The 26,106-nt window shown below is 72.7% G+C and carries 26 protein-coding genes; 16 read left to right on the top strand and 10 right to left on the bottom strand.

All coding sequences use genetic code 11. The features are described 5' to 3' along the window. The first annotated feature begins 37 nt into the window (after window positions 1-37). The 3 genes from ACWD5O_RS01060 (at window position 38) to ACWD5O_RS01050 (ending at window position 3,272) form a co-directional block, all read left to right on the top strand. Window positions 38-898: a hypothetical protein gene (locus ACWD5O_RS01060; RefSeq protein WP_450004279.1), complete on the top strand. Its 861-nt coding sequence runs from the start codon at window positions 38-40 to the stop codon at window positions 896-898. Window positions 899-1,228: 330 nt separating this feature from the next. Continuing rightward, complete coding sequence (locus ACWD5O_RS01055; RefSeq protein WP_450004280.1) at window positions 1,229-2,470, top strand: NAD(P)/FAD-dependent oxidoreductase; 1,242 nt, start codon at window positions 1,229-1,231, stop codon at window positions 2,468-2,470. Between the two features lie 31 nt (window positions 2,471-2,501). Next, a complete protein-coding gene (locus ACWD5O_RS01050) occupies window positions 2,502-3,272 on the top strand; it encodes an isoprenyl transferase (protein WP_450084252.1) in 771 nt (256 codons plus the stop codon). 2 nt (window positions 3,273-3,274) lie between these two features. Here ACWD5O_RS01050 and otsB read toward each other — a convergent pair whose 3' ends face one another. From otsB to ACWD5O_RS01035, 3 genes are all read right to left on the bottom strand, one after another. Beyond that, window positions 3,275-4,099 carry a trehalose-phosphatase gene (otsB, locus tag ACWD5O_RS01045; protein ID WP_450084251.1) on the bottom strand — a complete coding sequence of 275 codons (825 nt, stop codon included), beginning with the start codon at window positions 4,097-4,099 and terminating at the stop codon, window positions 3,275-3,277. A 67-nt stretch (window positions 4,100-4,166) separates the two neighbouring features. Continuing rightward, the gene (locus ACWD5O_RS01040) at window positions 4,167-4,520 is read right to left on the bottom strand and encodes a hypothetical protein (RefSeq protein ID WP_354962675.1); all 354 of its coding nucleotides are present in this window, start codon (window positions 4,518-4,520) and stop codon (window positions 4,167-4,169) included. 161 nt (window positions 4,521-4,681) lie between these two features. Beyond that, entirely contained in the window at window positions 4,682-5,125 is a 444-nt protein-coding gene (locus ACWD5O_RS01035; RefSeq protein WP_089021730.1) for an XRE family transcriptional regulator, read from the bottom strand. A 264-nt stretch (window positions 5,126-5,389) separates the two neighbouring features. On the opposite strand from ACWD5O_RS01035, the gene ACWD5O_RS01030 reads away from it, so the two are divergent. The 6 genes from ACWD5O_RS01030 to ACWD5O_RS01005 all read left to right on the top strand — a co-directional run bounded on the left by ACWD5O_RS01030 (window position 5,390) and on the right by ACWD5O_RS01005 (window position 10,736). Continuing rightward, window positions 5,390-5,734, top strand: a complete 345-nt coding sequence (locus tag ACWD5O_RS01030) for a hypothetical protein (RefSeq protein WP_354962676.1) — start codon at window positions 5,390-5,392, stop codon at window positions 5,732-5,734. A gap of 31 nt (window positions 5,735-5,765) precedes the next feature. Continuing rightward, complete coding sequence (locus tag ACWD5O_RS01025) at window positions 5,766-6,101, top strand: hypothetical protein (protein WP_074316807.1); 336 nt, start codon at window positions 5,766-5,768, stop codon at window positions 6,099-6,101. 421 nt (window positions 6,102-6,522) lie between these two features. Continuing rightward, a complete protein-coding gene (locus ACWD5O_RS01020; RefSeq protein WP_354962677.1) occupies window positions 6,523-7,938 on the top strand; it encodes a PhoH family protein in 1,416 nt (471 codons plus the stop codon). Between the two features lie 277 nt (window positions 7,939-8,215). Beyond that, on the top strand, window positions 8,216-8,893 hold the full coding sequence (locus ACWD5O_RS01015; RefSeq protein WP_354962678.1) for an aggregation-promoting factor C-terminal-like domain-containing protein: 678 nt from the start codon (window positions 8,216-8,218) through the stop codon (window positions 8,891-8,893). A 114-nt stretch (window positions 8,894-9,007) separates the two neighbouring features. Next, window positions 9,008-9,661 carry a rhomboid family intramembrane serine protease gene (locus ACWD5O_RS01010; protein WP_089017719.1) on the top strand — a complete coding sequence of 218 codons (654 nt, stop codon included), beginning with the start codon at window positions 9,008-9,010 and terminating at the stop codon, window positions 9,659-9,661. A gap of 106 nt (window positions 9,662-9,767) precedes the next feature. Continuing rightward, window positions 9,768-10,736: an NAD(P)/FAD-dependent oxidoreductase gene (locus tag ACWD5O_RS01005; RefSeq protein ID WP_449936633.1), complete on the top strand. Its 969-nt coding sequence runs from the start codon at window positions 9,768-9,770 to the stop codon at window positions 10,734-10,736. Window positions 10,737-10,775: 39 nt separating this feature from the next. Here the strand turns inward: ACWD5O_RS01005 and ACWD5O_RS01000 are convergent, their stop codons facing one another. Further along, the gene (locus tag ACWD5O_RS01000) at window positions 10,776-11,474 is read right to left on the bottom strand and encodes a TetR/AcrR family transcriptional regulator (RefSeq protein WP_354962679.1); all 699 of its coding nucleotides are present in this window, start codon (window positions 11,472-11,474) and stop codon (window positions 10,776-10,778) included. A gap of 138 nt (window positions 11,475-11,612) precedes the next feature. Between ACWD5O_RS01000 and ACWD5O_RS00995 the strand changes: the two genes are divergently transcribed. After that, a complete protein-coding gene (locus ACWD5O_RS00995; protein WP_450084250.1) occupies window positions 11,613-12,530 on the top strand; it encodes an NAD-dependent epimerase/dehydratase family protein in 918 nt (305 codons plus the stop codon). A gap of 34 nt (window positions 12,531-12,564) precedes the next feature. Here ACWD5O_RS00995 and ACWD5O_RS00990 read toward each other — a convergent pair whose 3' ends face one another. Beyond that, entirely contained in the window at window positions 12,565-13,536 is a 972-nt protein-coding gene (locus tag ACWD5O_RS00990; RefSeq protein WP_450084249.1) for a DMT family transporter, read from the bottom strand. Then, window positions 13,533-14,564 carry a class II fructose-bisphosphatase gene (gene glpX, locus ACWD5O_RS00985; protein WP_354962682.1) on the bottom strand — a complete coding sequence of 344 codons (1,032 nt, stop codon included), beginning with the start codon at window positions 14,562-14,564 and terminating at the stop codon, window positions 13,533-13,535. The genes ACWD5O_RS00990 and glpX overlap by 4 nt, the downstream gene beginning before the upstream one ends. A gap of 159 nt (window positions 14,565-14,723) precedes the next feature. Between glpX and ACWD5O_RS00980 the strand changes: the two genes are divergently transcribed. Both ACWD5O_RS00980 and ACWD5O_RS00975 read left to right on the top strand, forming a co-directional pair. Next, window positions 14,724-15,434 carry a DUF4245 domain-containing protein gene (locus ACWD5O_RS00980; RefSeq protein WP_354962683.1) on the top strand — a complete coding sequence of 237 codons (711 nt, stop codon included), beginning with the start codon at window positions 14,724-14,726 and terminating at the stop codon, window positions 15,432-15,434. Between the two features lie 219 nt (window positions 15,435-15,653). After that, window positions 15,654-16,502, top strand: a complete 849-nt coding sequence (locus ACWD5O_RS00975) for a hypothetical protein (RefSeq protein ID WP_450084248.1) — start codon at window positions 15,654-15,656, stop codon at window positions 16,500-16,502. Window positions 16,503-16,545: 43 nt separating this feature from the next. Here the strand turns inward: ACWD5O_RS00975 and ACWD5O_RS00970 are convergent, their stop codons facing one another. Both ACWD5O_RS00970 and xseA read right to left on the bottom strand, forming a co-directional pair. Further along, window positions 16,546-16,767 carry an exodeoxyribonuclease VII small subunit gene (locus ACWD5O_RS00970; RefSeq protein ID WP_354962685.1) on the bottom strand — a complete coding sequence of 74 codons (222 nt, stop codon included), beginning with the start codon at window positions 16,765-16,767 and terminating at the stop codon, window positions 16,546-16,548. Window positions 16,768-16,813: 46 nt separating this feature from the next. Next, window positions 16,814-18,028, bottom strand: a complete 1,215-nt coding sequence (xseA, locus tag ACWD5O_RS00965; protein WP_354962686.1) for an exodeoxyribonuclease VII large subunit — start codon at window positions 18,026-18,028, stop codon at window positions 16,814-16,816. Window positions 18,029-18,141: 113 nt separating this feature from the next. Between xseA and ACWD5O_RS00960 the strand changes: the two genes are divergently transcribed. Together ACWD5O_RS00960 and ACWD5O_RS00955 are read left to right on the top strand one after the other, a co-directional pair. Further along, window positions 18,142-19,128, top strand: a complete 987-nt coding sequence (locus tag ACWD5O_RS00960; protein WP_450084247.1) for a 4-hydroxy-3-methylbut-2-enyl diphosphate reductase — start codon at window positions 18,142-18,144, stop codon at window positions 19,126-19,128. A 58-nt stretch (window positions 19,129-19,186) separates the two neighbouring features. After that, window positions 19,187-19,612, top strand: coding sequence for a hypothetical protein (locus ACWD5O_RS00955; protein ID WP_354962688.1), 426 nt, complete (start codon window positions 19,187-19,189; stop codon window positions 19,610-19,612). Between the two features lie 57 nt (window positions 19,613-19,669). On the opposite strand, the gene ACWD5O_RS00950 is transcribed toward ACWD5O_RS00955, so the two are convergent. After that, window positions 19,670-20,833 (bottom strand): DNA recombination protein RmuC, encoded by a 1,164-nt coding sequence (locus ACWD5O_RS00950; protein ID WP_089017708.1) that lies wholly within the window; start codon window positions 20,831-20,833, stop codon window positions 19,670-19,672. Between the two features lie 54 nt (window positions 20,834-20,887). On the opposite strand from ACWD5O_RS00950, the gene ACWD5O_RS00945 reads away from it, so the two are divergent. Beyond that, a complete protein-coding gene (locus ACWD5O_RS00945; RefSeq protein ID WP_450004287.1) occupies window positions 20,888-21,787 on the top strand; it encodes a hypothetical protein in 900 nt (299 codons plus the stop codon). A gap of 67 nt (window positions 21,788-21,854) precedes the next feature. On the opposite strand, the gene ppc is transcribed toward ACWD5O_RS00945, so the two are convergent. After that, complete coding sequence (gene ppc / locus ACWD5O_RS00940) at window positions 21,855-24,641, bottom strand: phosphoenolpyruvate carboxylase (protein WP_354962690.1); 2,787 nt, start codon at window positions 24,639-24,641, stop codon at window positions 21,855-21,857. 232 nt (window positions 24,642-24,873) lie between these two features. On the opposite strand from ppc, the gene ACWD5O_RS00935 reads away from it, so the two are divergent. Next, complete coding sequence (locus tag ACWD5O_RS00935; RefSeq protein WP_450004288.1) at window positions 24,874-25,914, top strand: S66 family peptidase; 1,041 nt, start codon at window positions 24,874-24,876, stop codon at window positions 25,912-25,914. Window positions 25,915-26,106: the final 192 nt, after the last annotated feature.

Raw genomic sequence — 26,106 nt, 5'->3', positions numbered from 1 at the left:
GTGTGAACATCGCCCCTGCCGGGCATCATCGGATCCCATGAGGACGGCCGCCGAGACCGAGGTCCGGCGGCCGTCCGCCGTCCGGGTGCTGACCATCCTGCTCGCGACGACCGCGGCGGCCACCGTCGTGGTCGAGCTGCTCAACTGGTGGTACGCCCCGGAGCCGGGCTTCGGGCTGGCGGTGCGCACCGGCTGGGCGATGCTGCGCTCGTTCGGTTTCCTGCTGCTGATCGGGCACGTCCGGCGGGGGCGTACGGCCGCCCGCCCGTTCGGGCTGATCCTCGCGGTCACCACGATCTTCGCCGTCGGCCGGCTGATCGTGCCCCGGCAGGGAGTGCCGCCACTGCCCGGGTTGCTCGGCTTCGCCGCGCTCACCGCGCTCTGCGCGGCGGTGGTCTGGCTGCTCTACCACTCGCCGGCGCTGACCGGGCACCTGGTCCGGCACCGGCCGCGACTGGTGATCGACCGGGCCGGCATCTCCTGGCGGGAGACGCCACCGCGCCGGCCGGAGGCCAGTGGCTGGCTGTTGACCAGTCGGGTGGCGGCGTTCACCTACAGCCCGCTGATGCTGGTGCCGGCGCTGGTGGCCGGAGGATCCATCCTGGACGATCGCCTGACCGCGGTGCCGGCCGTGCTGTTCTGGTTCGGCGCCGGGATCACGGCCAGCTACGCGGTGCTGTTCTGCACCGCGTTCCTGATGCGCGGCAAGCACTGGGCGCGCGGCCTGCTGGTCGTCGTCACGATGGCCGTACTCGCCGTGGACCTGCCGCTGTGCTGGTGGCTGTTGGGGCTGGACGGACTGATCCGGGACGGTGGCCCGCTGCTCGCTGCCGCGGCCCTGACGCTGTACGGGCTACGGCGCGCGGCTCGCGCGAAGGATGCCGCGGCCCCGGCCTGACCCCGCGTGGCGCGGCTCCGTTCGGGCCTGCCACGCCTCTCTGGTGCCCTGTCGAGCTGCCCCGGAAATGGGCCGCCGGGCACTTCGGCCGTTTGCGTGGCCCGCTCGCGGGCAGCTTCTCCGGGCACCTGTCGAGCTGCCCCAGAAATGGGCCGCCGGGCACTTCGGCCTTGCATGCCCCACAGGTGGGGCAGCTCTACAGGGCCTGGGACATGCACATACCCCGGGCTGCCGCGGCAGCGTGCGGCACGAGGGGGTGCCGGCCGGTTGGGGCGTTCTGGCCAGATCGGGCGCTTCGGTGTCGGTCGACCCGAGCCGGCAGGAGGCAGGATGGCGGGTGGCGTCGGTCACAGACCGGCGTCGGCGGCACGGGCGGATCGCCGGCGGGGCGGGACGGGCCGCGTCGCACCGGCCGGAGGGAGGCTCGCGGTGGGCGACGAGTTCGACGTGGTGGTGGTGGGAGCGGGGCCGGCCGGAGCGGCCGCCGCGCTGACGGCCCGCCGGGCCGGTGCCAGCGTGCTGCTGCTGGACCGGGCCGACTTTCCCCGGGACAAGGCGTGTGGCGACGGGATCGCCGCGCACTCGGTGGACGTTCTCGCCGAACTGGGGGTGGCCGAGGCGGTGGCGGGCTACGCGCCGCTGCCCGCGCTGCGCATGATCGCCCCGGGCGGGGGCGCGGTGGCGCGGGCGTTGCCCCGCCCGGCGTACACGGTGCCCCGGCAGGTCTTCGACGCGCGGTTGGTGGCGGCCGCGGTGGCCGCCGGCGCGCAGTTGCGCCGGCACACCGTCCGGCGGGTGGAGCCGCGCGCCAACCGGGTGGTGCTCGACGGGGAGTTGTCCGGCCGTGTGGTGGTGGGCGCGGACGGCGCCGGGTCGGTGGTGCGCCGGGCGCTCGGCCACCCGGTGAACCCCGACCGGCACCTGGCGCTGGCCATCCGGGGGTACGCGCCGGCGCTGCCCGGCCCGTCCGAGCAGCTCATCGTCACCTCGCAGGCTCACTGGCCGGCGTACGCCTGGTCGTTCCCGATCGGCGACGGACGGGCGAACGTCGGGTACGGGGAAGTGCTGCGCGGGGAGCCGCTGAGTCGGGCGTACCTGCTGGACCGGCTGGCCGCGCTGCTGCCCGGCACCGACCTCGCGACGGTGACCGCGCTGCGTGCCCACCACCTGCCGTTGTCCACCCACCGGCCGGCACCGGCGCAGGGCCGCACCCTGCTCGCCGGGGACGCGCTGTCGCTGATCAATCCGTTCACCGGGGAGGGCATCTTCTACGCGCTGCTCTCCGGTGCGCTGGCCGGGGCGGCAGCGGCCCGCGCACCCGAGGCCGCCGCCCGCCGCTACGCCGACGGACTCCGTCGCCGCCTCGGCACCCACCTGCGGCACAGCTCGGTGGCGGCCTGGTTGGCGCGGCGCCGGTGGGTGGTCGACGCGGCGGTCCGGGCGGCCCGTCGGGACGATCGGGTGTTCGACGACGTGGTCGAGCTGGGGCTGGGCGACGGGCGGCTCACCGCCCGTACCCTGGCCATGATCGGATTCGGGCTCTCCGGCGGGGATCGGCCTCCGAGGCGGTGATCCGCCCGGCGGGTCGCTACGCTGCTAGGTGATGACGCTGCGGAACCTTATCTACTCCCTGTACGAGCGCCGGCTCACGGCGAAGCTCGCGGGTAAGCCGGTGCCCCGGCACGTCGGGGTGATGTGCGACGGCAACCGTCGGTGGGCGAGGGAGATGGGCTTCGTCGACCCGAACGACGGGCACCGGGTCGGCGCCGCGAAGATCAAGCACGTCCTCGGCTGGTGTGACCAGGCCGGTATCGGGCACGTCACGCTCTACCTGCTGGCCACCGACAACCTGCGCCGGCCGGCCAGCGAGCTGGACCCGCTGCTCAAGATCATTGAGGATCTGGTGGTGGAGCTGGCCGAGGAGGGCAACCCCTGGCGGCTGCGCATCGTCGGGGCGCTCGACCTGCTGCCGGCACAGACCGCGGCGGCGCTCAAGGGCGCCGAGGAGCGCACCCGCGAGCGCAGCGGCGGCGCCGAGGTCAACATCGCGGTGGGCTACGGCGGCCGGCGGGAGATCACCGACGCGGTGCGCTCGCTGTTGCTGGAGCACGCCGCCTCCGGCGGCACCATCGAGGAGTTGGCCGAGGTGCTGGACGTCGAGCACATCGCCGAGCACCTCTACACCCGCGGCCAACCCGACCCCGACCTGGTCATCCGCACCAGCGGCGAGCAGCGGCTGTCCGGCTTCATGCTGTGGCAGTCCGCGCACTCGGAGTTCTACTTCTGCGAGCTCAACTGGCCGGATTTCCGGCACATCGACTTCCTGCGTGCGCTGCGCTCGTACGCCACTCGGCAACGTCGCTACGGCGCCTGACGTCAGGGCAGGTGGGTCAGCGCCCGGGTGAGGAAGTCGCCCAGGGCGGCCGGGGACTCGATGGTCAGATCGGCGGCGTTCGCCACCTCCTGGCCGGTCTCCGGGTTGGCCACCGCCACGCAGACGCCGAAGAAGTCCGGGTCGGCCGCGGCTCGGGCGCGCAGGGCGGCGAAGGCCTTGATGTCCGAGACGTCGTCGCCGAAGTACCAGGCGCCGGTGGCATCCCGGATCACCTCGCCGATCACCATGCCCTTGTCCCCGTCGACCGGCGGCTTGAGCTCCAGCACCATCCGCCCGGCCTGCACACGCAGCCCCAGACGGTCGGCCTGGGCCTGCCCCCACTGCTGCATGGTCGGGCCGAGCTGCGGCGCGGTACGCCAGTGCAGCGCGACGGAGAGCCGCTTGTACTCGACCAGCGTGCCGGGCGGCAGCTCCGCACGGGCCAGGTCGGCCAGCTCCGCCATGGTCGGCACCCAGGGCAGCGCGGTCGGCTCGGTGACCGTCTCTCCGCCGGAGTGGCTGTGCTCCAGCCCGTAGAGGCCGTACAGGTCCACGCCTGCGAGCCCGCCGAGATGGTCCCGGAGGAACTCCACCGGTCGGGCGGAGACGATCGCGACCCGCTGCACCACCGGGGCCAGTGCCTCGATCGCGGCCAGCGCCTTGGGAGCGGGGCGTACCGCGGTCGGATCGTCGTCGACGGGCGCGAGCGTGCCGTCGAAGTCGAAGAAGAGGACGGTCCCGGCGGCCCGGCCGGCGGTGATCCGCCAGGCCTGGTCGGCGTTCAACGGGGTCCTCGGGTGCTGATTGCCCAGATTCAACGGCGGCACGCGCGTCAGCGTACCCCGGCGAAGGAGGCTCATTCCTGGCCGAGCGGGCACACTCGGCGGCGCGTGGTCAGCGTTCGGCGGCTCCTCGTCCGCGACGGCCGAACGGCACCACCGCCGCCTCCTGGCCGTGACTCAGCAGATAACCCTCCACGAACCCGGTGTTGCGATCGCCGGTGTGGTTCTCGATCTCGTTGAGCCGTGCCACCAGGAACTCGGTGAGTGCGCTGATCCGGTCGTTCAGCCGCTCGTGCAGCTCCGCCATGACGGCCAGGATGACCGCGGTGCCGGCGCTGATGAGCACGAGGAGGTTGACGAGCAGCGGAAGCTGCCCGCCGTTGACCACGAGGGTCACCGCGTTGCCGGTCGCCCACAGTGTCATCGACACCGTGGCGACCACGACTGCCAACCACTTCAGGGTCATGGACAGACGCCTCCTTCTGTCCCGCAGGGCTGGGTTCGGCCTTGTCCCGTCCCCCGCCGACGACGAGCCCAAGCAGTACGAATAGGGACGCTAGCGTGCCCGTTCCGGCCCCGGAGCCAAACGAATGAACCTGACCAGGCGTTCTTTCGCCATCTGAGGAACTAGCCGGCCTGATTCCCTCTTTTTCGAACGTCGACCGGCAGCGTCGGGCGATATGCGAGGTATCGAATGGTTTCGCGGATGTGGAACTTCTCCGCGTCCGACACGTTCGGATCGACCAGCCGCCGCAGCAGTGCCTCCACGTCCGGGTCCATCGGCGGTGCCGGTTGGCCGGCGCGCGGGCCCGCGGCGGTGCGGTCCCAGCCGAGGGCGGCGAAGGCCGCGGCGGGGTTCAGCCCCAGACCCTCGCAGAAGGCGACCACACGTTCGGCCTCCGGGTCGCTGGCCCAGTCGCCGCGGACCCACCGGTTGATGGTCTGCCGGGAGACGCCGGTGCGCCGGGACACCTCGGTGCCGCTCCAGGCCCGGGTCGCCCGGGCCTCGTCGAGCGCGCGCCGGACGAAGGTGGCGAAGGCGATCTTCCGCGCATTGGCCGTCTCGGTCACCCCGTGACGGTACGGCCAGTCGGTCGTCGGCGCGCGCCCGGGCGCGCCGTCGTCACGCGAACGTGACGGGTTCTTCGGATTTCCGGTAAACGATCCAGTGCCACTGTTGAGGGGTGTCACCCGGGCAGAATAGATGCCTTTAGGGGCGGCGGTAAACGGACGAAAAGCTGATACTGTCACGCCCATGGGACAATCTACGGTGTGTCACGTGCATGAGACGACTGGTGCTCACATGCGTCACGCCCCCGGCGCGAGGGGGGTGCGGTGACCGAGCTCGCCACCCGAGCCCAGGCCTTCGGGCTGATTGCCGAAGGGGTGGCCGCAGGGCTGACCGCTCCGTGGCGCCTCTACGTCGCCCGAGGCTGCCGCTACCTGTCGCTGAGCGTCGGCGACCGCACCGAGTGGAACGCCTGGCGTACCCATCTCGGTTGCCCGGAGCTGAGCGTGCGGGTCTACGACGCGGGCGGAGAGATCCGCCGCTCCTCCGTGGCCGAGGTCGTGCTGGACGGCTGCCGGATCAGCGTCGAGCTGGTCGAGGAGGTCAGCACCGACGACCTGGACCGGCTGCTCGTCGCGGATCCCACCGCGGTCGAGCCGGAGGAGCGATGACCGGGCGTCCGGGCCGGGCCGGGGCCGCCCGATGAGCCCGTTCCTGGCGGTCTTCCTCGTCCTGGTGCTCGGCGCCACCAGCTACGCGGCCGGCCGGCTGCACGGCCAGCTCAGCTACCGCATCGGCTACCGCTTCGGCTACCGGCAGGGCTACTTCGACGGTGACCGGGGCGCGTGGAACCGACGGCGGCGCGACGCCCAGGCGGCCATCGCCTCCGCCCTGTCGGTCTCCCCCGCGGGCGTCGTGCGCTCAGCGGGCACGGTCGCTCGCCCCGGCACCACCTACACCGGCTCGTCGTTCACGGCGCCGGCCGCCCCGATCACCGGGCGGCACCCGACCGGCACGCTCGTCCGACGGACCGGCTGAGGCCGGTCGGCGAGCCGCCGGGGGCGGTTCCGCCGACCGGCGCCACGAGCGCGGTGCGTCGTCCGCGGCGGACACGCACCGTCGGGGCCACGTCAGACCGGTGACGGTGGCCCCACCGGCCGGGATGCACGCAGGGGGCATGCATCCCGGCCGGTTCCGCCGCGCCCCGTCGGCGCCGGCCCGGCCGCCGCCGCGTCGGGCTGTGCGCGTTCACACGGCGGTCACCGGAGATCCACGATCGCCCTCTAGCCGGGACGGTCCGCCGCCGCTAGCGTCTAGGCATGGCACGGGGTTCTCCCGGGCCAGCCGGTCCGCCCGGATCTGCGACCTCGCGCATGGGGTTCCGCATCCGACCCCGTGTCCCCGGGCACCGGAGGAGGCGGAACACGGGTGGCGGGTGCCCATCCGTCGGAGCAGGCCTGTGACGACTCGCCGTTCGACCGCCGGTGCCGATCAGACCCCGGCCGCGACTGCCACGACCCGCCGCGCCAGCAGGGGCCGCCGTGCGGCGGGCGCCGCGCCGGCCGACCCCAAGGAGCCGCGACCAACCGGCCAGGCCTTCGTCCTGGACACCTCCGTGCTGCTGTCCGACCCGGCGGCCTTCCACCGCTTCGAGGAGCACGAGGTGGTCCTGCCCCTGGTGGTCATCACCGAACTGGAGGGCAAGCGGCACCATCCGGAGCTGGGCTGGTTCGCCCGGCAGTCGCTGCGGATGCTCGACGAACTGCGGATTAGGCACGGGCGACTCGACCACCCGGTGCCCGCCAACGACAACGGCGGCACGTTGCGGGTGGAGCTGAACCACACCGACGACGGGGTGCTGCCGCCCGGGTTCCGCACCGAGAGCAATGACGCCCGGATCCTCTCCGTGGCGCTCAACCTCGCCGCCGAGGGGCGGGAGGTCACCCTGGTCAGCAAGGACATGCCGCTGCGGGTCAAGGCCGCCTCGGTGGGCCTGCGGGCCGACGAGTACCGGCACGGCCAGGCCAGCGACCCGACCTGGACCGGCATGTCCGAGCTGGAGCTGGGCGAGGAGCAGATCGGCCGCCTGTACGCCGGCGAGACGCTCGACGTGGACGAGGCGGGTGGGCTGCCCTGCCACACCGGCCTGGTGCTGCACTCGGGGCGCGGCTCCGCGCTCGGCCGGGTGCTGCCGGACAAGTCGGTCCGGTTGGTCCGGGGTGATCGGGAGGCGTTCGGGCTGCACGGCCGCTCGGCGGAGCAGCGGATCGCCCTCGACCTGCTGCTGGACGAGTCGATCGGGATCGTCTCGCTGGGTGGACGGGCCGGCACCGGCAAGTCGGCGTTGGCGCTCTGCGCGGGCCTGGAGGCGGTGATGGAGCGCCGCCGGCACAAGAAGGTGATCGTGTTCCGCCCGTTGTACGCGGTCGGCGGCCAGGAACTGGGTTATCTGCCCGGGTCGGAGTCGGAGAAGATGTCGCCCTGGGCCCAGGCGGTCTTCGACACGCTCGGCGCGGTGGTGCACGAGAACGTGCTGGAGGAGGTGACCTCGCGGGGCATCCTCGAGGTGCTGCCGTTGACCCACATCCGTGGGCGCAGCCTGCACGACGCCTTCGTGATCGTGGACGAGGCCCAGTCGCTGGAGCGAGGCGTGCTGCTGACGGTGCTGTCCCGGATCGGGCAGGGCTCCCGGGTGGTGCTCACCCACGACGTGGCCCAGCGGGACAATCTGCGGGTCGGGCGGCACGACGGCGTGACCGCGGTGATCGAGGCGCTCAAGGGCCATCCGCTCTTCGCCCATGTCACGCTCAGCCGTTCGGAGCGGTCGCCGATTGCCGCCATGGTGACGGATCTGCTGGAGGACATCCCGCTCTGATGGTGTTTATGTAGGGATTCGTCCGCATTTTCGGTGTGGCGCAGATCACAAACGAGTCGGTTGGTTTCCCATCGGTCTCACTGTGCGCGATGGTGTCCAACGAGCGCCCACGCACCACAGGAATCGTTGATGATCGTTCGTCCCGAGATGGACGACATCGGCGAAGGCCGGTGCGGCGGCGCGACCGGCAACCGGTCGGGGCGCTCGCGGCACGGCTGACGGCCCTCGTGTGGCCGGCGCCGCGCCCCGTCCTTGCCCCCGACGAAGGGACCACTTCGTGAGTCGGCTGTGGAGCCGGTTGGGCGCCCGTACGGCTGCTGTCGCGCTGCTCTCCGTGGGCGTTGCCGGTGGCTTCTACCTGGGCGAAGACCGCGAAACCCAGCAACAGGGCCTGACCGCGCAGGTCGGCCTTGAGGTCGACCGCGCCGATTTCGCCTACCAGCGCGAGCGCCAGGCCGCCCACCGGGTGAAGTTCGCCAAGCAGCGGGCCGCCGAGTACGAGGCCAAGCTGCGGGCGGCCCAGGCCGCCAAGGAGGCCGCCGAGCGGGCCCGCAAGGCCAAGGCCGCCGCGGCGTCGCGCAAGGCGGCCGAGCGGAGGGCGGCGGAGCAGCCCAAGCCGTACGACGGGCCGATCCCGGCGTCCTGCGCCGAGTACAGCGGCAACCGCAAGGTCGGCTGCGCCATGATGATCGAGGCGGGTTTCGGCATCGCCGAGTTCCCGTGCCTGGAGAAGCTCTGGACCAAGGAGAGCGGCTGGAACCACAAGGCCAGCAACTCCGGGTCCGGTGCTTACGGAATTCCGCAGGCCCTGCCGGGCAGCAAGATGGGTACGGTCGCCGACGACTGGCGGACGAACCCGGCCACCCAGATCAAGTGGGGCCTGGGCTACATCAAGGGCAGGTACGACACGCCCTGCGGGGCCTGGGGTTTCTTCCAGAGCAACGGCCACTACTGACGGTGTCGATGGCGGGGCGGGTGGGCGACCATCCGCCCTGCCGTCGTCCGTACCGGGCCGGCGCGGACGGGACGCGAGTGGCGGCCGGCCCCATTTGCTGATAGCAGTTGGGGGGTGACCCTGCACCCTGGAAGCGGCGACCCCCACCGGTTCGGCACCGAGGCGTTCTACGCCGCGCTCGGCCGGGCCTTCGTCGCGATGTGCGCGGTGGTCCCGTTCCTCTTCCTCATCGAGGCCGTCGACCAGGGGCTGGAGTTCGGCCTGGACGCCACCGCCGGCATCATTCCGAAGCGTATCGACGGGCTGGACGGGGTCTTCTTCTCGCCGTTCCTGCACCATGGCTTCGACCACCTCTACAGCAACAGCATCCCGCTGATCCTGCTGGGCACCTTCGTGCTGGCCGCCGGCGCCCGGCGGTTCCTCTGGTCGACCCTGATCATCATCCTGGTCAGTGGGCTCGGCGTCTGGTTCACCGGCTCGCCCAACTCGGTGGTGGTCGGTGCCAGCGGCGTGATCTTCGGATACCTGGGCATCCTGCTCACCCGGGGCATCTTCGAGCGCAGTTGGTGGAACTTCGCCGTCTTCCTGCTGGTTGGTCTGCTCTACGGCTGGCAGCTGGTCGGCATCCTCCCCACCGACGAGCGGATCTCCTGGCAGGGCCACCTGTTCGGGCTGCTGGGCGGGGTGGTGGCCGCGATCCTGTTCCGTCGTCGCCGGCCGGTCGTCGGCGGCTCGGACTACACGGGGTCCACGCTCAGCCTGCCCTGACCGGTTCCCTCGGCGCGCCTCTGGGACGTGCTTGCCGGACCGCCGCCACCCGCCTACCGTCGTGATCAGCAAGCGTTGATCCGTGAGCGGAAAGCGACGGTACGCCATGCGCGAGGTCGATGTCGCCGTGATCGGGGCCGGTCCGGCCGGCCTCTTCGCCGCGTACTACGCCGGGTTCCGAGGGCTGTCGGTGGCGGTGATCGACGCGCTGCCGGAGCCGGGCGGTCAGGTCACCGCGATGTACCCGGAGAAGCTGATCCTCGACGTGGCCGGTTTCCCCGCCGTCAAGGGCCGCGACCTGGTCGCCAACCTGGTGGCTCAGGCCGCCCCGTTCGGCCCGCACTACCTGCTCGGCACCCGGGCCGAGAAGCTGTCGTACGCCGAGGAGCGGCCGGTGCTCGGGCTGGCCGGTGGCGAGCAGCTCGGCTGCGGCGCGGTCGTGATCACCGGCGGCCTGGGCAGCTTCAGCCCTCGGCCGCTGCCCTGCGCCGACAGCGCGCCAGGCGCCGGCATCGTCTACTTCGTACCGGAGCCGGCCGAGTTGGCCGACCGGGACGTGCTGATCGTCGGTGGCGGAGACTCCGCGTTCGACTGGGCGTTGACGCTGCAACCGCTGGCCCGCTCGGTGACCCTGGTGCACCGGCGGGAGAAGTTCCGGGCGCACGCCTCCACGGTCGCCCGGGTGCTGTCGCTGCCGGTGCGGGTGGTGGTCAACGCCGAGGTGACTCGGCTGTTCGGGGAGGCCACGGTGACCGGCGCCGAGGTGACCGTGCGCGGTGGCGCGACCGAGACGCTGCCGGTGGACACGGTGGTGGCCGCGCTCGGCTTCACCGCCGACCTGGGCCCGCTCGCCGAGTGGGGGCTGCGGCTGGACCGCCGGCACATCCTGGTGGACAGCGCCATGGCGACGAACCTGCCCCGGGTCTACGCGGCCGGTGACATCACCGAGTACCCGGGCAAGGTCCGGCTGATCGCGACCGGCTTCGGCGAGGCCGCGACGGCGGTCAACAACGCCGCGGTGGCCATCGACCCGAGCGCCCACCTGTTCCCCGGGCACTCGTCCGACGCCGGCTGACCGCGGTGCCGGCCGCGGACCGGTTCGCGTCGGTGGCGATCACTGCGGGCGGGGCAGACCGATCAGGTCGGCCAGCAGCCCGACCTGGTGGTCGAAGTACGCGTCCCGGTGCGCGACGGTCCGGTTGAGCCGGCCGAACAGCTCGAAGCTGATCAGCCCGAAGAGCTGGGTCCAGCCGGCCATGCCCCGGGCCAGCAGGGCGGGGGGCATTCCGGGGAAGAACGTGTCGGCCAGTTCGGTCAGGTCGTCGTGCAGCGGCGCCGGTAGCTCACCGGCGGGCGGCGGGCTGAGCAGCCCCGCGTCCAGCCCTTCCCGGAGCAGGCCGACCAGGGTCAGTGGGGGGCGCTGGGCCGGGCCGACAGTGTCGTCCGGGGCGGCGTACCCGGGGACCGGGCTGCCGTAGAGCAGCGCGTATTCGGCGGGGTGAGCCAGCGCCCAGTCCCGGGCCGCCCGGCAGGCCGCCTGCCAGCGGGCGCGGAGGTCGAGTCGGTCGGGCACGGCCTCGGCCGCCTCCACCGCGTCGCCGAGTGCGTCGTACGCCTCGATGATCAGCGCGGTGAGCAGGTCGTCCCGGCTCGGGAAGTAGCGGTAGATGGCGGACGAGACCATGCCCATGTCCCGGGCCACGGCGCGCAATGAGAGGTTCGCGCCGTCGGTGGCGAGGTGCCGGCGGGCGACCGCCTTGATCTCGCCGAGCATCTCGGCGCGGACCCGGGCGCGGATCGAGGAAGCGGGCATGGGGCCAGTCTGCCACGGTTTGGAGCACCAATCAAAAAAGAGAGCACTGCTCTTGACTATTGCCACGGTGGCAGGCCATGCTGGACGAGCAACCGAGAGCACCGCTCTCGCTTCATTTCCCCGCTCGGAGGAGTTCCCATGGCACTGCACGTGATCGTCGGCACCGGCCCGGTCGGCACCGCGACCGCCCTTCTTCTCGCCGAACGAGGTGAACGGGTCCGGGTGATCAGCCGCCGAGGCGCCGGGCCGGAGCACCCCGCCATCGAACGGATCGCCGCCGACGCCGCCGACGCCGACCGGCTCAGCGTGCTGACCGACGGCGCGCAGGCGCTGTACAACTGCGCGAACCCGGCCTACCACCGCTGGCCCATCGACTGGCCGCCGCTGGCCGGCGCGCTGCTCGCCGCCGCCGAGCGGACCGGCGCGGTGCTCGCGACGGTCGGCAACCTCTACGGGTACGGACCCGTCGACGGCCCGATGACCGAGCAGACCCCGCCGAACGCGACCGGCACCAAGGGTCGGGTACGCAACCAGATGTGGGCCGACGCGCTCGCCGCCCACCGGGCCGGCCGGGTCCGGGCCACCGAGGTGCGCGGATCGGACTACATCGGCATCGGCGGCACCTCGCTGGCGATGATGGTGCTACCCCGGGTGCTCGCCGGGCAGCGGGTCTTCCTGCCCGTCAACTGGGACGCCCCGCACACCTGGACGTACATCGCCGACGTCGCCCGTACCCTCGTCGCGGCAGCCGCCGAGGAGCGGGCCTGGGGGCGGGCCTGGCACGTGCCCAGCGCGCCGGCCGCGCCGATGCGCGAGCTGGCCACCCGGGCGGCGACGCTGGCCGGCACGCCCACGCCGAAGCTGATCCGGATGCCCTACCCGGTGCTGTGGCTGGGCGGCCTGACCAACCCGTTCATCCGTGAGCTGCGGGAGACCGCCTACCAGTTCGACCGCCCGTTCCTGATGGACTCGACCGCCACCACCGCCACCCTCGGCGTCGAGCCGACCCCCCTGGACCGCGCCCTGAAGGAGATCGTCGAGGCCCTGCACGGCTGAACCCGCACGTCACCCGCCGCGAGACCGGTCCCGCTCAGCGGCGGGCGGGCGGTGCGAGCGCGGCGATCAGCACGGCCACCATGGTCAGCGCGGCCCCGAGCAGGGTGTTCGGGCCCGGGTGCGACGCCGCGGTGGGCAGCAGCAGGTCCAACAGGACGGCCCCCACGATCTGGCCGGCGATGGTGGCCAGGCCGAGCAGCAGCACACCGGTGAAGCGCACGATCGCCGCGGCGATCGCGATGAACACGATGCCGATCGGGCCACCCAGGTAGAGCCACGGTTCGGTCGGCAGGTGGCCGATCGGCCAGCCGCGTACGGCGATGTCGACCGCGAACGCGACGAGCAGGGCGATCGTGCCCACGGTGAAGTTGACCAGGGTGGCGGTCAGGGCGCTGTCGGCCGCGGCCCGGACCCGGCCGTTGACCGCCTGCTGCCACGCGATGCCCACCCCGGCGAGCAGCGGCAGCAGGGCCAGCGCCAGCGCGCCCGGGTCACTGAACCGGTCGCCGACCGCCAGGCCGACCGCCAGCACGGTGAGCACCGCACCGGCCAGCCGCTGCCGGGTGACCGGCTGCCGGCCGGTCGGCCCGATCCCCGCCCGGTCCACCGCGAGACTGCTGCCGGTCTGCCCGGCGACCACCGCCACGGTGAAGACCGCCACGCCCAACGAGCCGATGGTCAGCCCCTGGGTGGCCACCAGGAACGCCCCGCACACCCCGCCGAGGCACTGCCAGGGCCGGAGCGTGCCCGCCGCGAGGGCCGACCGCACCGCGACCAGCCCCCGCCGCCCGCCCGGGGTGGCGGGCACCAGCACCAGCAGCACCAGCAGGCCGACGCCGAACGAGACCACCGCGGCGGCGAAGCCGTCGGCCAGGCGTACCCCCATCTCGCCGTTGATCCGAGACTGCACCGCCACCGCGAGCCCGGAGACCGACGCCAGCCCGACACCGGTGATCCGGCGGGTGGCTGACAGGGTCTGTGGCGTCGCCGTGCCGGTGACACTCACTCCTGCTCGGCCAGTGGACGACCGTCGAAGTCGACCGCGGAGTAGAGCGCCAGCTTCTCCAGCCGGTGGTACGAGTCGATCACGCGGATGGTGCCGCTCTTCGACCGCATCACGATCGACTGGGTGTACGCGCCGCCGGCCCGGTAGCGCACCCCGCGCAGCAGATCCCCGGAGGTGACACCGGTCGCCACGAAGAAGCAGTTGTCCCCGGTGACCAGGTCGTCGGTGCCCAGCACCCGGTCCAGGTCGTGCCCCGCGGCGAGCGCCTTCTCCCGCTCCTCGTCGTCGCGCGGCCAGAGCTTGGCCTGCATCGCCCCGCCCATGCACTTCAGCGCGCAGGCGGAGATGATGCCCTCGGGGGTGCCACCGATGCCCATCAGCACGTCGACGTCCGACTCGCCCCGCGCAGCCGCGATGGAACCGGCGATGTCCCCGTCGGAGATGAACCGGATACCCGCTCCGGCGCGGCGGATCTGCGCGACCAGGTCGTCGTGGCGGCTGCGGTCCAGCACACAGACCGTCACCTCCGAGACGTCGGTGCCCTTGACCTTGGCGATCCGGCGCAGGTTGTCGGCCACCCCGGCGTTGATGTCGATCACGTCGGCGTACGCCGGCCCGACGGCGAGCTTCTCCATGTAGAAGACGGCGCTCGGGTCGAACATCGCGCCGCGCTCGGAGACGGCGAGCACCGCCAGCGCGTTCGGCATGCCCTTGCTCATCAGCGTGGTGCCGTCCACGGGGTCGACCGCGACGTCCACCTCCGGTCCGGTGCCGTCGCCGACCTGTTCGCCGTTGAAGAGCATCGGGGCGTTGTCCTTCTCGCCCTCGCCGATCACCACGACGCCGCGCATCTGGATCGAGTTGATCAGCTTGCGCATGGCGTCGACGGCGGCCCCGTCGCCGCCCTCCTTGTCGCCCCGGCCGACCCAACGGCCAGCGGCCATCGCCGCGGCCTCGGTGACCCGGACCAGGTCGAGGGCAAGGTTACGGTCGAGATCCTGTGGGATCCGCGTCCTGGTGTTCGTCATGACGGCTGCTCCTCCTCGCGACGGTGCGGGGTGGACCGACGGCGGGACGCCTCCCGCTGCCGGCTTTGTCGCTGATCCTCACACGATGGCTGACCCGGCGTCGGCGCGGGGCGGCGATGGGCCGGATACCGCCGGTCGGGCGGCTGCGAAGATAAGAGGGTGGAACCCGCACAGCCAGCCGACCGCGTACCCGACGACCCCACGCCGCCCGGCGGCCAGCCGCCGGCGGACGTCCCCGCCGGTTCCGGTGCTGAGCAGGCCGAGACCGACCGGACGACGCCGCCGGCCGACGAGCCGGCCCTGGTCGCGTCGGGCCCGGCCGCCGGCGAGCGGCCCGCGCCGCCGCCGCCGACAGGATCCGTGAAATCCGAGCGGTCGCCGAAGGACATGGCGATCTCGCTGCTGGTGCTGCTGATCCCGATCGCGCTGCTGTTGGCCTTCTACCGGGGATTCCTCGGCGGCGACGAGCCCACCACGGTCGACCCGGCGCCGGCGATCGAACAGGCCCAGTCGGCGAACGCCTTCCCGGTGAACCAGCCGCAGGGGCTCAGCTCCGGCTGGCGCACGGTCAGCGCCCGCTTCCAGACCGTCGAGGACGGCGCGAATCTGCGCATCGGGTACCTCACCCCGGAGGGGCGGGGCGTCCAGCTGGTGCAGAGCAGCGTGCCGGCGGAGCGGCTGCTCCCCGCCGAGCTGACCGACCAGGGCCAGCCGCAGGGCCCGACGGAGCTGGCCGGACGCACCTGGCAGCGCTACACCGCACGGGGCAACCAGCAGGCGCTGGTGCTGCTGGAGCCGGCCCGGACGGTGCTGGTCATCGGCGACGCCCGGGACAACGAACTCCGCCAACTCGCCGGCTCGTTGCGTTGACGGGCGGGGTGGCCTCGTGCCGCCCCGGTCCCACCGGCGCCGTCCTCCACCGGGCAACCGGACAGAAAGGGTGATTGTCCGACGGGTCGACAGGGAACAGAGAGGGAGTGATCCGGGCGCGCGCACGGCCCGGGTCGCGCGGCGCAGCCGAGGGTGCTGCTGCGTCGCCCGGTTTCCGGCGCCGTCCTGGTCGTCGGGTGACCCCCTTGGGAGACACATATGACTGTTCGACGACTCAGTGCCGGCCTGGTGGCCGCCGCCCTGTTCACGCCCGGCCTGGCCGCCTGCAACAGCAGTGGGACCTCTAGCGCCGGATCGACCGCGTCCCCGACGGTGAGCGCGTCCGGCGTGCCGAGCCCGTCCGGCTCGCCCGTGGCGGGCGACGCCAAGCAGGCCCTGCTCGACTCCACCCGGGAGATCAGCAACGGAAACTTCCGCTTCACCCTCGCCGGCGTCGGCTCCACCGCCGAGGGCCAGGTGCACCAGCCGAGCCAGAGCGCGTCCATGAAGATCGCGCTTGGCGGTCCCTCGTCCGACCTGGCCATGAAGCTCGACGTGATCCACTTCAAGCCGGACAGCTGGGTGAAGCTGGAGCTGACCGGCGCCACCGCCGACAGCCTGCCCGCCATCAAGCGGCTCAACCTCGGCAAGTACCAGCACCTGGACCCGACCCGCATCAAGGGCAACCGGAGCCTCGGCTTCGACTTCGAGAAGGTCGACCCGGCCGGCAGCGCCGTGCTGACCCAGGGCATCACCGAGGTCCGCAGCACCGGCACCGGCACGTACGCCGGCACCATCGACGTCAGCAGGGCGGCCGAGGCCGGCTCGCTGAACGCCGCCACGATCGCCGCGCTGGGCACGCAGGCGAAGACGGTTCCGTTCACCGCGAAGGTGGATCCGCAGGGCCGGCTCAGTGAGCTGGTGCTGCAACTCCCGGCCGCCGGGCAGACCGCGGCGCAGGAGATCCGGATGACGTACTCCGACTACGGTGCCGCCACCGCCGCGCAGAAGCCGCCGGCGAACCAGGTCGTCGAGGCGCCGGCCGAGCTGTACAGCCTGTTCAACTGACGGTCGTACGCGGGTGGGGCGGCTCCGGTCGCCCCACCGGCGGTCAGGAGGCGGACTCCTGCCGGGCCGCTTCGATCCGCGCCCGGGCGCCGTCCAACCACCGCTGGCAGATCACCGCCAGCGCCTCGCCGCGCTCCCAGAGCGCCAGCGACTCCTCCAGGGACGTGCCGCCGGCCTCCAGCCGCTCCACCACCGAGGCCAGCTCGGCACGGGCCTGCTCGTAGCTGAGCCGCTCGTCCGGCCCGGCTTTCGTGTCGTCAGTCATCGCGTCCATCTCAGCACACCACGCTCCGGTCGCCGCGCCCCGCCACTCAGCCGTCCACCGTGGCGGCCAGCTCACCGTCGGCCAGGCGGACGCGCAGCGGGTCGCCCTTGCCGACCTCGGCCGCCGCGCGGACCACGTGGCCGTCCGCGCGCTGCACGATCGCGTACCCCCGGTCGAGGGTGGCCGCGGGTGAGAGGGCGCGTAGCCGGGCCAGGGTGTGCCGCAGCTCGTCGTCGGCCGCACCCAGGCGGTGGGCCAGGCATCGTCCGGCCCGCTGACGCAGCGCACTCAGGTCGGTCGCCCGCTGCTCCACCATCACCTGCGGCCGGGCCAGCACCGGACGGGAACGTAGCCCGTCGAGCCGGTGGGACTCCCGGTCGACCAGGTTGCGCACCGCCCGTTCGAGGCGGTGCCGGGCCTGACCGATGAGGCGTACCTCCTCGGTGAGGTCGGGGACCACCCGCTTGGCCGCGTCGGTCGGGGTGGACGCGCGGACGTCGGCGACGTAGTCGATCAACGGCGCGTCCGTTTCGTGACCGATCGCGCTGACCACCGGGGTGCGGCAGCCGAACACCGCGCGGCAGAGCGCCTCGTCGGAGAAGGGCAGCAGGTCCTCGATGCCGCCGCCACCCCTGGCGATGATGATCACGTCGATGCTCGGGTCGGCGTCCAGCACCTTGAGCGCGTCGATGATCTGCGGCACCGCGGACGGGCCCTGCACGGCCACGTTCACCGTACGGAACTCCACCGCCGGCCACCGTCGCCGTGCGTTGGTCAGCACGTCCCGCTCGGCGGCCGACGCCCTGCCGGTGATCAGCCCGATGCGGCCGGGCAGGAAGGGCAGCCGGCGTTTGCGTGCCCGGTCGAAAAGTCCCTCGGCGGCGAGCAGCTTCTTGAGCTTCTCCAGCCGGGCCAGCAGCTCACCCAGCCCCACCTGGCGGATCTCGTCGGCACGCAGGCTCAGCGTGCCGCGGGCGGCGTAGAACTCCGGTTTGGCGTGCAGCACCACCCGGGCGCCCTCGCGCAGCTCGGGCGCGCCGGCGTCCAGTACGTCCCGGTTGGTGGTGACGGTCAGGCTCAGGTCGGCCGACGGATCACGCAGGGTGAGGAAGACGGTGCTGGCCCCGGGCCGGCGGCTGATCTGCGCCACCTGCCCGTCCACCCACACCCAGCCGAGCTTCGCGATCCAGGCGCCCACCTTCTGGCTGACCACCCGGACCGGCCACGGCTCCTCCGCGCTGCTCCGCGCCCCGTCACTCACCCGCCCACCCTACGACCCACCCACCCCACCGGATCGGCCTCGGGCCTCGGCGCGGCAGGAGGGGCGGGGTCGCGGCCGCTGCCGCCGGGAAATCGGACACGTACGATGGACGGGTGACCGAGGCTCAGGCGACCCCCCAGACCGGTAAGCGCGTGCTCCTGGCCAAGCCCCGCGGCTACTGCGCGGGCGTCGACCGCGCGGTGCAGACCGTCGAGGAGGCGCTGAAGCTCTACGGCGCCCCGATCTACGTCCGCAAGCAGATCGTGCACAACAAGCACGTCGTGCAGACCCTGGAGGCGCAGGGCGCGATCTTCGTGGAGGAGAACGAGGAGGTGCCGGAGGGCGCCACCGTCATCTTCTCCGCGCACGGGGTGGCCCCCGAGGTCTACGAGCAGGCGAAGGCGCGCTCACTGAAGGCCATCGACGCGACCTGCCCGCTGGTCACGAAGGTGCACCAGGAGGCGAAGCGGTTCGCCGCCGAGGACTACGACATCCTGCTGATCGGTCACGAGGGGCACGAGGAGGTCGTCGGCACCGCCGGCGAGGCTCCCGCCCACATCCAGCTGGTGGACGGGCCGGACGGCGTCGACAAGATCACCGTTCGCGACCCGGAGAAGGTGGTCTGGCTCTCCCAGACCACGCTCTCGGTGGACGAGACGTTGGAGACGGTCGCCCGGCTCAAGCAGCGGCTGCCGCTGCTCCAGTCGCCGCCCAGCGACGACATCTGCTACGCGACCTCCAACCGGCAGCACGTGGTCAAGGAGATCGCCCCGGAGTGCGACGTGGTGATCGTCGTCGGCTCGCGAAACTCGTCCAACTCCGTCCGGCTGGTCGAGGTGGCCCTGGACGCCGGCGCCCGCGCCGGTCATCTGGTCGACTTCGCCTACGAGATCGAAGACGCCTGGCTGGCCGACGCCCGTACCGTCGGCGTGACCTCCGGCGCGAGCGTCCCCGAGGACCTGGTCCGGGACGTGCTGGCGCACCTGGCGGCACGCGGTTTCGCCGACGTCGAGGAGATCACCACCGCCAACGAGCGGCTCACCTTCTCGCTGCCGCAGGAGCTGAAGCGGGACATGAAGGCCGCGGCGGCCCGCGGTTGAGTGGTCTCGGCGGGTTTCCGGCGGGAACGCCCCGCCACTCCGGCGCGTCCAAATCGGCATGAGGACCTTTCGGCTCGTCGTCTCCGCCCTGGTGGTCTGCGCGGCGCTGAGCGCCTGCGGCGGCACGGACGGTCCTGCCACCCCCACCCCGAGCGGATCGTCACCGGCCACCGGGCAGCCCAGCCCGTCGGCGGCCGTCCCGCCGACCCCTGGCCCGGTGACACCCACCCCCGCCCCGACGCTCAAGCCACCCGGTGGACCCACCGTCCCGCCGCCCGTCGGAGCCACCGAACTCACCGGCACGATCACCCCTGGCGTGGAGCCGAACTGCGTGCTGCTCGACGGCTACCTGCTGATCGGCGGCCCGCGGGACGTGCTCACCGCCGGTGCCAAGGTGACCGTCACCGGCCGGGTCGAGCCCGGCATGATGACCACCTGCCAGCAGGGCACGCCGTTCGTCGTCGAGAGCGCGCACCGTAGCTGACACGGTGGGCCAGCGGGTAACCCGCCCGGCCGACCGGTCAGCCGCCGGCGAAACCGGTCAGCGGTCGCGGTCGACGGGGACGACGTCGTCCAGCAGCTCGGGAGCCTGCGGCTGACGGGGAGTCAGCTCGACCTGGGCCGGACTGGCCAGTTCCTCGTCCGAGACGCCCAGCTCGGCGAGCTTGCGCGCGCTGACCAGCACTCGGGCCTCCAGCGATCCGACCGCCCGGTTGTACGCCGTCACCGCGCCGGCCAGCGACGAGCCGAGCTTGCCCACGTGGTCGCCGAGCGTGGCGAGCCGCCCGTACAGCTCCCGGGCCAGCGTGTGCACCGCGAGCGCGTTGCGGGCCAGCGCCTCCTGCCGCCAGGAGTAGGCCACCGTGCGGAGCAGGGCGACCAGGGTGGCTGGCGTGGCCAGCACCACGTTGCGGGCGAAGGCGTGCTCCAGCAGCGTCGGGTCACGCTGGAGCGCGACGTCGAGGAACGGGTCGGCGGGCACGAACAGCACCACGAACTCCGGCGAGCTGTCGAACGCGGCCCAGTAGGACTTGGCGGCCAGCGCGTCGACGTGCCCCCGCAGGTGCCGGGCGTGCGCGTCGAGGTGCGTGTCCCGGCCGCGCTCGTCGCGGGCCTCCATCGCGGTGAGGTACGCGTCGAACGGCGCCTTGGCGTCCACCACCACCGACCGGCCGCCGTGCAGCCGGACCACCAGATCCGGGCGGACGACCTGCTCGTCGGTGGCGGCGGTGACCTGCTCGGAGAAGTCGCAGTGCTCCAGCATGCCGGCCGCCTCGACGATCCGGCGTAACTGGTGCTCGCCCCAGCGGCCCCGCACCTGCGGCGCGCGCAGCGCCGCCACCAGCTGCTTGGTCTCGGTGCGCAGCTCGCCGGAGACGGCATTCATCGAGCGGACCTGCTCACGCAGCTCGGCGTACGCGTCGACCCGGTCGTGCTCCAGGTCGGCGACCCGCTGCTCGTAGCGGCGCAGGGTCTCGTGCAGCGGCGCCACCGCGCGGGCCACCGCCTCCTGGGACTGGGCGGTGGCCTCGTAGCTCAGCGCCCGCATGGACTGCTCTAGGCGCCCCTCGCCCTCCCGGGTCGCGGTCAGCGTGGCGTCCAGCCGGGCGATGTCGGCCGCCGACCGGGACCGGGCCGCGAGCCAGCCCACCGCCCCGCCGGCGCCGAGGCACACGATCACCAGGAGCAGCGTCGAGACGTCCATCACCGGAGCTTGCCAGACGGATACGACGTGACGCCCGGGGGTACGTTCGGAGACATGGAACTTCTGCTGTGCCTCGCCATCGTGGTGGTCGGCGTGCTGGGCGCCGCGGCGATCATCCGTGCCCAGGCCACCGCCCGGCAGCGCACCGAACTCGGTGACGCCCGCGCGGAGGCGCAACGCTGGTACGAGCGCCTCGGCGGCCAGTTGATGAACCTGCACGGCGACGAGCCGGCGGTCCGCCAGGCGCTGTCCGACGCCGGTGAGCGGTACAACGCGGCGGGCTCACAGCTGGAGCAGGCGCGTACGCCCAACCAGTTCGCGCTGGCCCGGGAGACCGCGCTGGAGGGGTTGGCGTACATCCGGGCGGCACGGACGGCACTGGGCATCGATCCCGGCCCGGAGGTGCCGCAGTTGGCCGCGGCGCGCGGGGTCGGACAGCTCACCAAGGAGCGGGAGGTCGACGTGCAGGGGCAGACCTTCCGGGCCGGCCCGCAACCCGGCCGGGACACGCCCTACTACTACCCCGGTGGCCGTTACAAGGGCCGGCCGGTGCCGGCGGGCTGGTACTCGACGCCGTGGTGGAAGACCGCGCTGGGCGCCGGCGCCGGTGTGCTCGGCGGCATCCTGATCGCCGACGCGCTGTTCTCGCCCGCCTTCGCGGACCCGGGTTACGGCTACGACGAGGGCTACCAGGAGGGCTTCGGCGACGGCGTCGACCAGGGCGCTGACGGCGGCGACCAGGGCGGTGACGGCGGCGACCAGGGCGGCGACCAGGGCTTCGACGGCGGCGACCAGGGTGGTGGCGACTACGCCGGCGGCGACTACGCGGGCGGCGATTTCGGCGGCGGCGGTGACTTCGGCGGCGGCGGTGACTTCGGCGGCGGCGATTTCGGCGGCGGTGACTTCGGCGGCGGCGATTTCGGCGGCGGTGACTTCGGCGGCGGCGACTGGTGACCGCCGCTGAGTGACACGCGAACAGGCCCCGGTCGAAGGACCGGGGCCTGTTTTGTTGTGCCGTCGCTCAGCCCGTGTTGCGCATTCCGGCGGCGATGCCGTTCACCGTGGTGAGCAGTGCCCGTTCCAGGGCCGTGCCGTCGCTCGGTGCGCGTCGGCCGCCCGGCGCGGTGGCCACCGCCCGTCCGGCGGCACCGGACTCCCGGTACTGCCGCAGCAGCGCCACCTGGAGGTGGTGCAGCGGCTCCAGGTAGGTGTCGCGGACGGCCAGGGTGCGCTGGAGCACCGGCGAGTTCTCCAGCAGGGCGGGCGAGGCGGTCACCGCCAGCACCTCCCGCTTGGTCAGCTCGTACTCCTGCTCGATCTGCTCGAAGATCGGGTGCAGCTTCTTCGGCACCAGCGTCTCGACGTACCGGCGGGCGATGCTCAGGTCGGTCTTGGTCAACATCATCTCGACGTTCGACAGGAACGTGCGGAAGAAGTGCCAGTTGCGGTGCATCTCGGCCAGCACGTCCGCCAGGCCGGCCTCGCGGGCGGCGGCCAGCCCCGCGCCGACGCCGAACCAGCCCGGCACGATCTGCCGCGTCTGCGTCCACCCGAACACCCACGGGATGGCCCGCAGCCCGGACAGCCCGGCACCGGTGTTCGGGCGCTTCGCCGGCCGGGAGCCGATGTTCAGCGCGCCCAGCAGCTCGGTGGGGGTGGACGCCCAGAAGTACGCCGGCAGGTCCGGGTCCTCGACCAGCGACCGGTACGACCGGTACGCAGACTCGGAAACCACGTCCATGGCGGCGTCCCAGCGTTCGAGCATCTCCGCCGGCTGCCGGGGGCCGGTGTGCAGCAGCGTCGCCTGGAGCACCGCGGCGAGGGTGAGCTCCAGGTTCTCCCGGGCCAGCGAGGGCAGGCTGTACTTGTCGGAGATCACCTCGCCCTGCTCGGTCACCTTGATCGCGCCGTCCAGCGTGCCGTACGGCTGGGCCAGGATCGCCTCGTGCGTCGGCCCGCCACCGCGACCCACCGTGCCGCCCCGGCCGTGGAACAGCCGCAGGTGCACGCCGTGCCGGGCGGCCACGTCGCGCAGCGCGCGCTGGGCCCGGTGGATCGACCACTGGCTGGTGGTGATCCCAGCCTCCTTGTTGGAGTCCGAGTAGCCGAGCATGACCTCCTGCACGTCACCCCGGGCGGCCACCAGCGCCCGGTACGCGGGCAGCGACAGCAGTTCGTCGAGAAGTTCACCGCCGGCGTTCAGCTCGGCCGGGGTCTCCAGCAGCGGCACGAACCCGATCCGGGCCCGCCCGCTGTGCACGTCGACCAGCCCGGCCTCGCGGGCCAGCACCACCGCGGCCAGCACGTCGTCCACGCCGAGGGTCATCGAGATGATGTACGACTCGATCACCTCGGTGCCGAACCGGTCCTGCGCCTCCCGGATGGTGCCGAACACGTCGAACGTCTTGCGGGCCGGCTCGGACAGCGGAGTGTCCAGCGTGGACAGCGGTCGGCGGCCGGTCAGCTCGTCGGCGAGCAGCTTGGTGCGCTCCAGGCGGCTCAGCGCCGGATAGTCGGAGACCTCGCCGACCGCACCGTACAGCTGGGCGAGCACCGCGTGGTGTGCCTCGGCGTGCTCCCGGACGTCCATGGTGGCCAGGTGCAGGCCGAACGCGGAGACCGTCCGGATGGTGGAGGCCAGCCGGCCGACTGCGGTGAGCTGCCCGGAGTTACGGGCCAGCGAGGCGCGCAGCAGCTCCAGGTCGGCGATCAGCTCGGCGGAGCCCAGGTAGTCCCGGCCCGGCACGTGCGCGGTGCCCTGGCGCAACCGCTGCCGGGTGTTGGCCAGCTTCGCCTTCACGCAGCGCGCCTTGAGCCGGTACGGCTCCTCGGCGTTGACCCGGCGGAACCGGGGTGCCACCTCGGGCAGCGCGTCCAGGTCGGCGGCGAGGCTGGCGGAGAGGTCCAGTGACACCCCGCGCAACCGGCGCGAGACCGACACCTCGTTGATCAGGTGGTCCATCGCCTTCTCGGTGGCCGCGATGCCGTGCTCGTGCTGAATGGTCAGCACCTCGCGGGTGACCGCCGGGGTGACGAAGGGGTTGCCGTCCCGGTCACCGCCGATCCAGGTGCCGAAGCTCAACGGGCGGGCCGTCGGCGAGGTCTCCACGCCGAGCGTGCGCAGCGTGTCGGCCAGGTCGTCGAGCACCTGGGGGGCGGCCTCGGCGTACAGGTCACGCAGGTAGTAGATCGCGTTGCGGGCCTCGTCGGTCGGGTCCGGCCGGTCCAGCCGCAGCTCGTCGGTCTGCCACATCAGGTCCAGCAGCTCGGCCAGCCGCCGGTTCGCCGGGCCCTCGTCGCTGGCGCCGTAGAGGATCGCGTTGGCGGTCTCGGTGTCCAGTTCGTCGGCGATGGCCCGCAGCTTGGACAGGATCGAGCGGCGGGCCGCCTCGGTGGGGTGCGCGGTGAAGACCGGCCGTACCGCCAGCCGGCGGGCCGCGGCGGCGATCTCTTCCGCCGGCACCCCGCGCTCGGCGATCATCTTGGCCGCCTGGTCCAGCCAGCCGCCCTGCACGGCGCGGCGGCGGCGCAGGTCCCGGCCGCGGTGCACCTGCTCGGTGATGTTGGCCAGGTGGAAGTAGGTGGAGAAGGCGCGGGCCAGCTTGGTGCCGGTGGTCACGTCCAGCCCGCCGAGCCGCTGGGCGGCCGCCGGGGCGTCGGTGCGGACCTGGGCGCGGATCTCCTCGACGAGGTCGAGCAGTGGTCGGCCCTCCTGGCGGGCGAGCGTCTGCCCGAGGAGGGTGCCGAGCCGGCGGATGTCGGCGCGCAGCGCGGCGTCCGGGCCGTCGTGGTCGTGCTGGTCGGTCACGATGCGCTCCTTACGTGAGTACGAAGGACAGCGCTGTCCGACTCCCTGGATGGTATCCGCGCCGGGCCGGATGGCAGGAGGGGCTCTCCGAATGGTGCGCCGTGACGCGGAACACCTCGGAGATCACCTCAACGGCCCGCGATCTTGGTCTTGTCGGTCGGGGCCGGATTCGCCCTGCTCGTGGCGTTTCGCCGGGCGGTAATCCGCTGGCCCCCACCGATACCGTTCGATCATGGATGCGCCGCGATATCCCACCAAACCGAAGCCCGGCGACCGGGTCGCGATCGTCTCACCCTCCGCCGGTCTGCCGGGTCTCTTTCCCCACGTGTACGAGTTGGGGCTGCGCCGGCTGCGCGAGGAGTTCAATCTGGAGCCGGTGGAGTACCCGACCACCCGGGTGATGGGGGCCGACCCGCGCGACCGGGCTCGCGACCTGACCGCCGCGTTCGCCGACCCGACGATCACCGCCGTGCTCGCCACCGTCGGCGGCGAGGACCTGATCACGGTCACCCCGCACCTCGACGACGACGTGCTGCGGTCCAACCCCAAGCCCTACTTCGGGTACTCCGACAACACCAACGTGCTCAACCACCTGTACCGGCTGGGGATCGTGGCGTACCACGGCGGCTCGGTGCTGGTGCACCTCGGCCGGCCGGGCGCACCGCACCCGCTGACCTTCGACTCGCTGCGCGCCGCGCTCTTCACCACCGACTGGTACGACCTCGCCCCGGCCGTCGAGTGGGGTGACGAGCCGCGCGACTGGCGGGACCCGGCGACGCTCGCCGAGGAGCCGGTGATGCTGCCCGGCGAGGGCTGGCACTGGCAGGGCCCGGCGCGCGTGGTCCGGGGACGCACCTGGGGCGGCAACCTGGAGGTGCTCAACTGGTTGCTCGCCGCCGACCGGGTGGCACCGGCGGCGTCGCTGTCCGGCTCGGTGCTGCTGATCGAGACCTCCGAGGAACTGCCCTCGGACACCGAGGTGTACCGGATCCTGCGCAACCTGGGGGAGCGCGGCCTGCTCGCCAGCTTCCCGGCGGTGCTGGTCGGACGGGCCAAGGCATGGGACTTCGACCGGCCGCACACCCTCGACGAACGCCGGGCGTACGCGGCGGCCCAGCGGACCGCGGTGGCCCGGGCCTGCGCCGAGTACGCGCCCGACGCGGTGCTGGTCTTCGACGTCGACCTCGGGCACACCGACCCGCAGCTGATCATCCCGTACGGCGGAGAGATCCTGGTCGACGCTGAGGCCCGACGCATCGCGGTCCGCTACTGACCCGGTCCGGCTGCCCGGCTGGCCCGCCGGCTTTCGCAACTTCAAGGAAGTAGTGGTGTCCCGGCGCACCGGAGGCCACTACTTCCTTGAAGTTGTGTAGATCTTGGGCGCGGGGCGCGGGGCGCGGGGCGCGGGGCGCGGGGCGCGGGGCGGCCGAGGCTCGGACGCCGCGTCCGGTGCGGTGTGACGCGC

The sequence above is a fragment of the Micromonospora sp. NPDC005161 genome, from assembly GCF_053599855.1.
Note: the sequence above shows the minus strand (reverse complement) of the source record. Positions and strands in the feature narration are given on the sequence as shown.

What these genes read in the sequence shown, in the direction of transcription:
- ACWD5O_RS00970 (WP_354962685.1), bottom strand. Translation starts at nt 16,767, where the DNA reads ATGACTGACGACACGAAAGCCGGGCCGGACGAGCGGCTCAGCTACGAG.
- ACWD5O_RS00975 (WP_450084248.1), top strand. Translation starts at nt 15,654, where the DNA reads ATGACTGTTCGACGACTCAGTGCCGGCCTGGTGGCCGCCGCCCTGTTC.
- ACWD5O_RS01050 (WP_450084252.1), top strand. Translation starts at nt 2,502, where the DNA reads ATGACGCTGCGGAACCTTATCTACTCCCTGTACGAGCGCCGGCTCACG.
- ACWD5O_RS01040 (WP_354962675.1), bottom strand. Translation starts at nt 4,520, where the DNA reads ATGACCCTGAAGTGGTTGGCAGTCGTGGTCGCCACGGTGTCGATGACA.
- ACWD5O_RS00935 (WP_450004288.1), top strand. Translation starts at nt 24,874, where the DNA reads ATGGATGCGCCGCGATATCCCACCAAACCGAAGCCCGGCGACCGGGTC.
- ACWD5O_RS00945 (WP_450004287.1), top strand. Translation starts at nt 20,888, where the DNA reads ATGGAACTTCTGCTGTGCCTCGCCATCGTGGTGGTCGGCGTGCTGGGC.
- ACWD5O_RS01000 (WP_354962679.1), bottom strand. Translation starts at nt 11,474, where the DNA reads ATGCCCGCTTCCTCGATCCGCGCCCGGGTCCGCGCCGAGATGCTCGGC.
- ACWD5O_RS00995 (WP_450084250.1), top strand. Translation starts at nt 11,613, where the DNA reads ATGGCACTGCACGTGATCGTCGGCACCGGCCCGGTCGGCACCGCGACC.
- ACWD5O_RS01055 (WP_450004280.1), top strand. Translation starts at nt 1,229, where the DNA reads ATGGCGGGTGGCGTCGGTCACAGACCGGCGTCGGCGGCACGGGCGGAT.
- ACWD5O_RS00955 (WP_354962688.1), top strand. Translation starts at nt 19,187, where the DNA reads ATGAGGACCTTTCGGCTCGTCGTCTCCGCCCTGGTGGTCTGCGCGGCG.
- glpX (WP_354962682.1), bottom strand. Translation starts at nt 14,564, where the DNA reads ATGACGAACACCAGGACGCGGATCCCACAGGATCTCGACCGTAACCTT.
- ACWD5O_RS01060 (WP_450004279.1), top strand. Translation starts at nt 38, where the DNA reads ATGAGGACGGCCGCCGAGACCGAGGTCCGGCGGCCGTCCGCCGTCCGG.
- ACWD5O_RS00950 (WP_089017708.1), bottom strand. Translation starts at nt 20,833, where the DNA reads ATGGACGTCTCGACGCTGCTCCTGGTGATCGTGTGCCTCGGCGCCGGC.
- ACWD5O_RS01005 (WP_449936633.1), top strand. Translation starts at nt 9,768, where the DNA reads ATGCGCGAGGTCGATGTCGCCGTGATCGGGGCCGGTCCGGCCGGCCTC.
- ACWD5O_RS01025 (WP_074316807.1), top strand. Translation starts at nt 5,766, where the DNA reads ATGAGCCCGTTCCTGGCGGTCTTCCTCGTCCTGGTGCTCGGCGCCACC.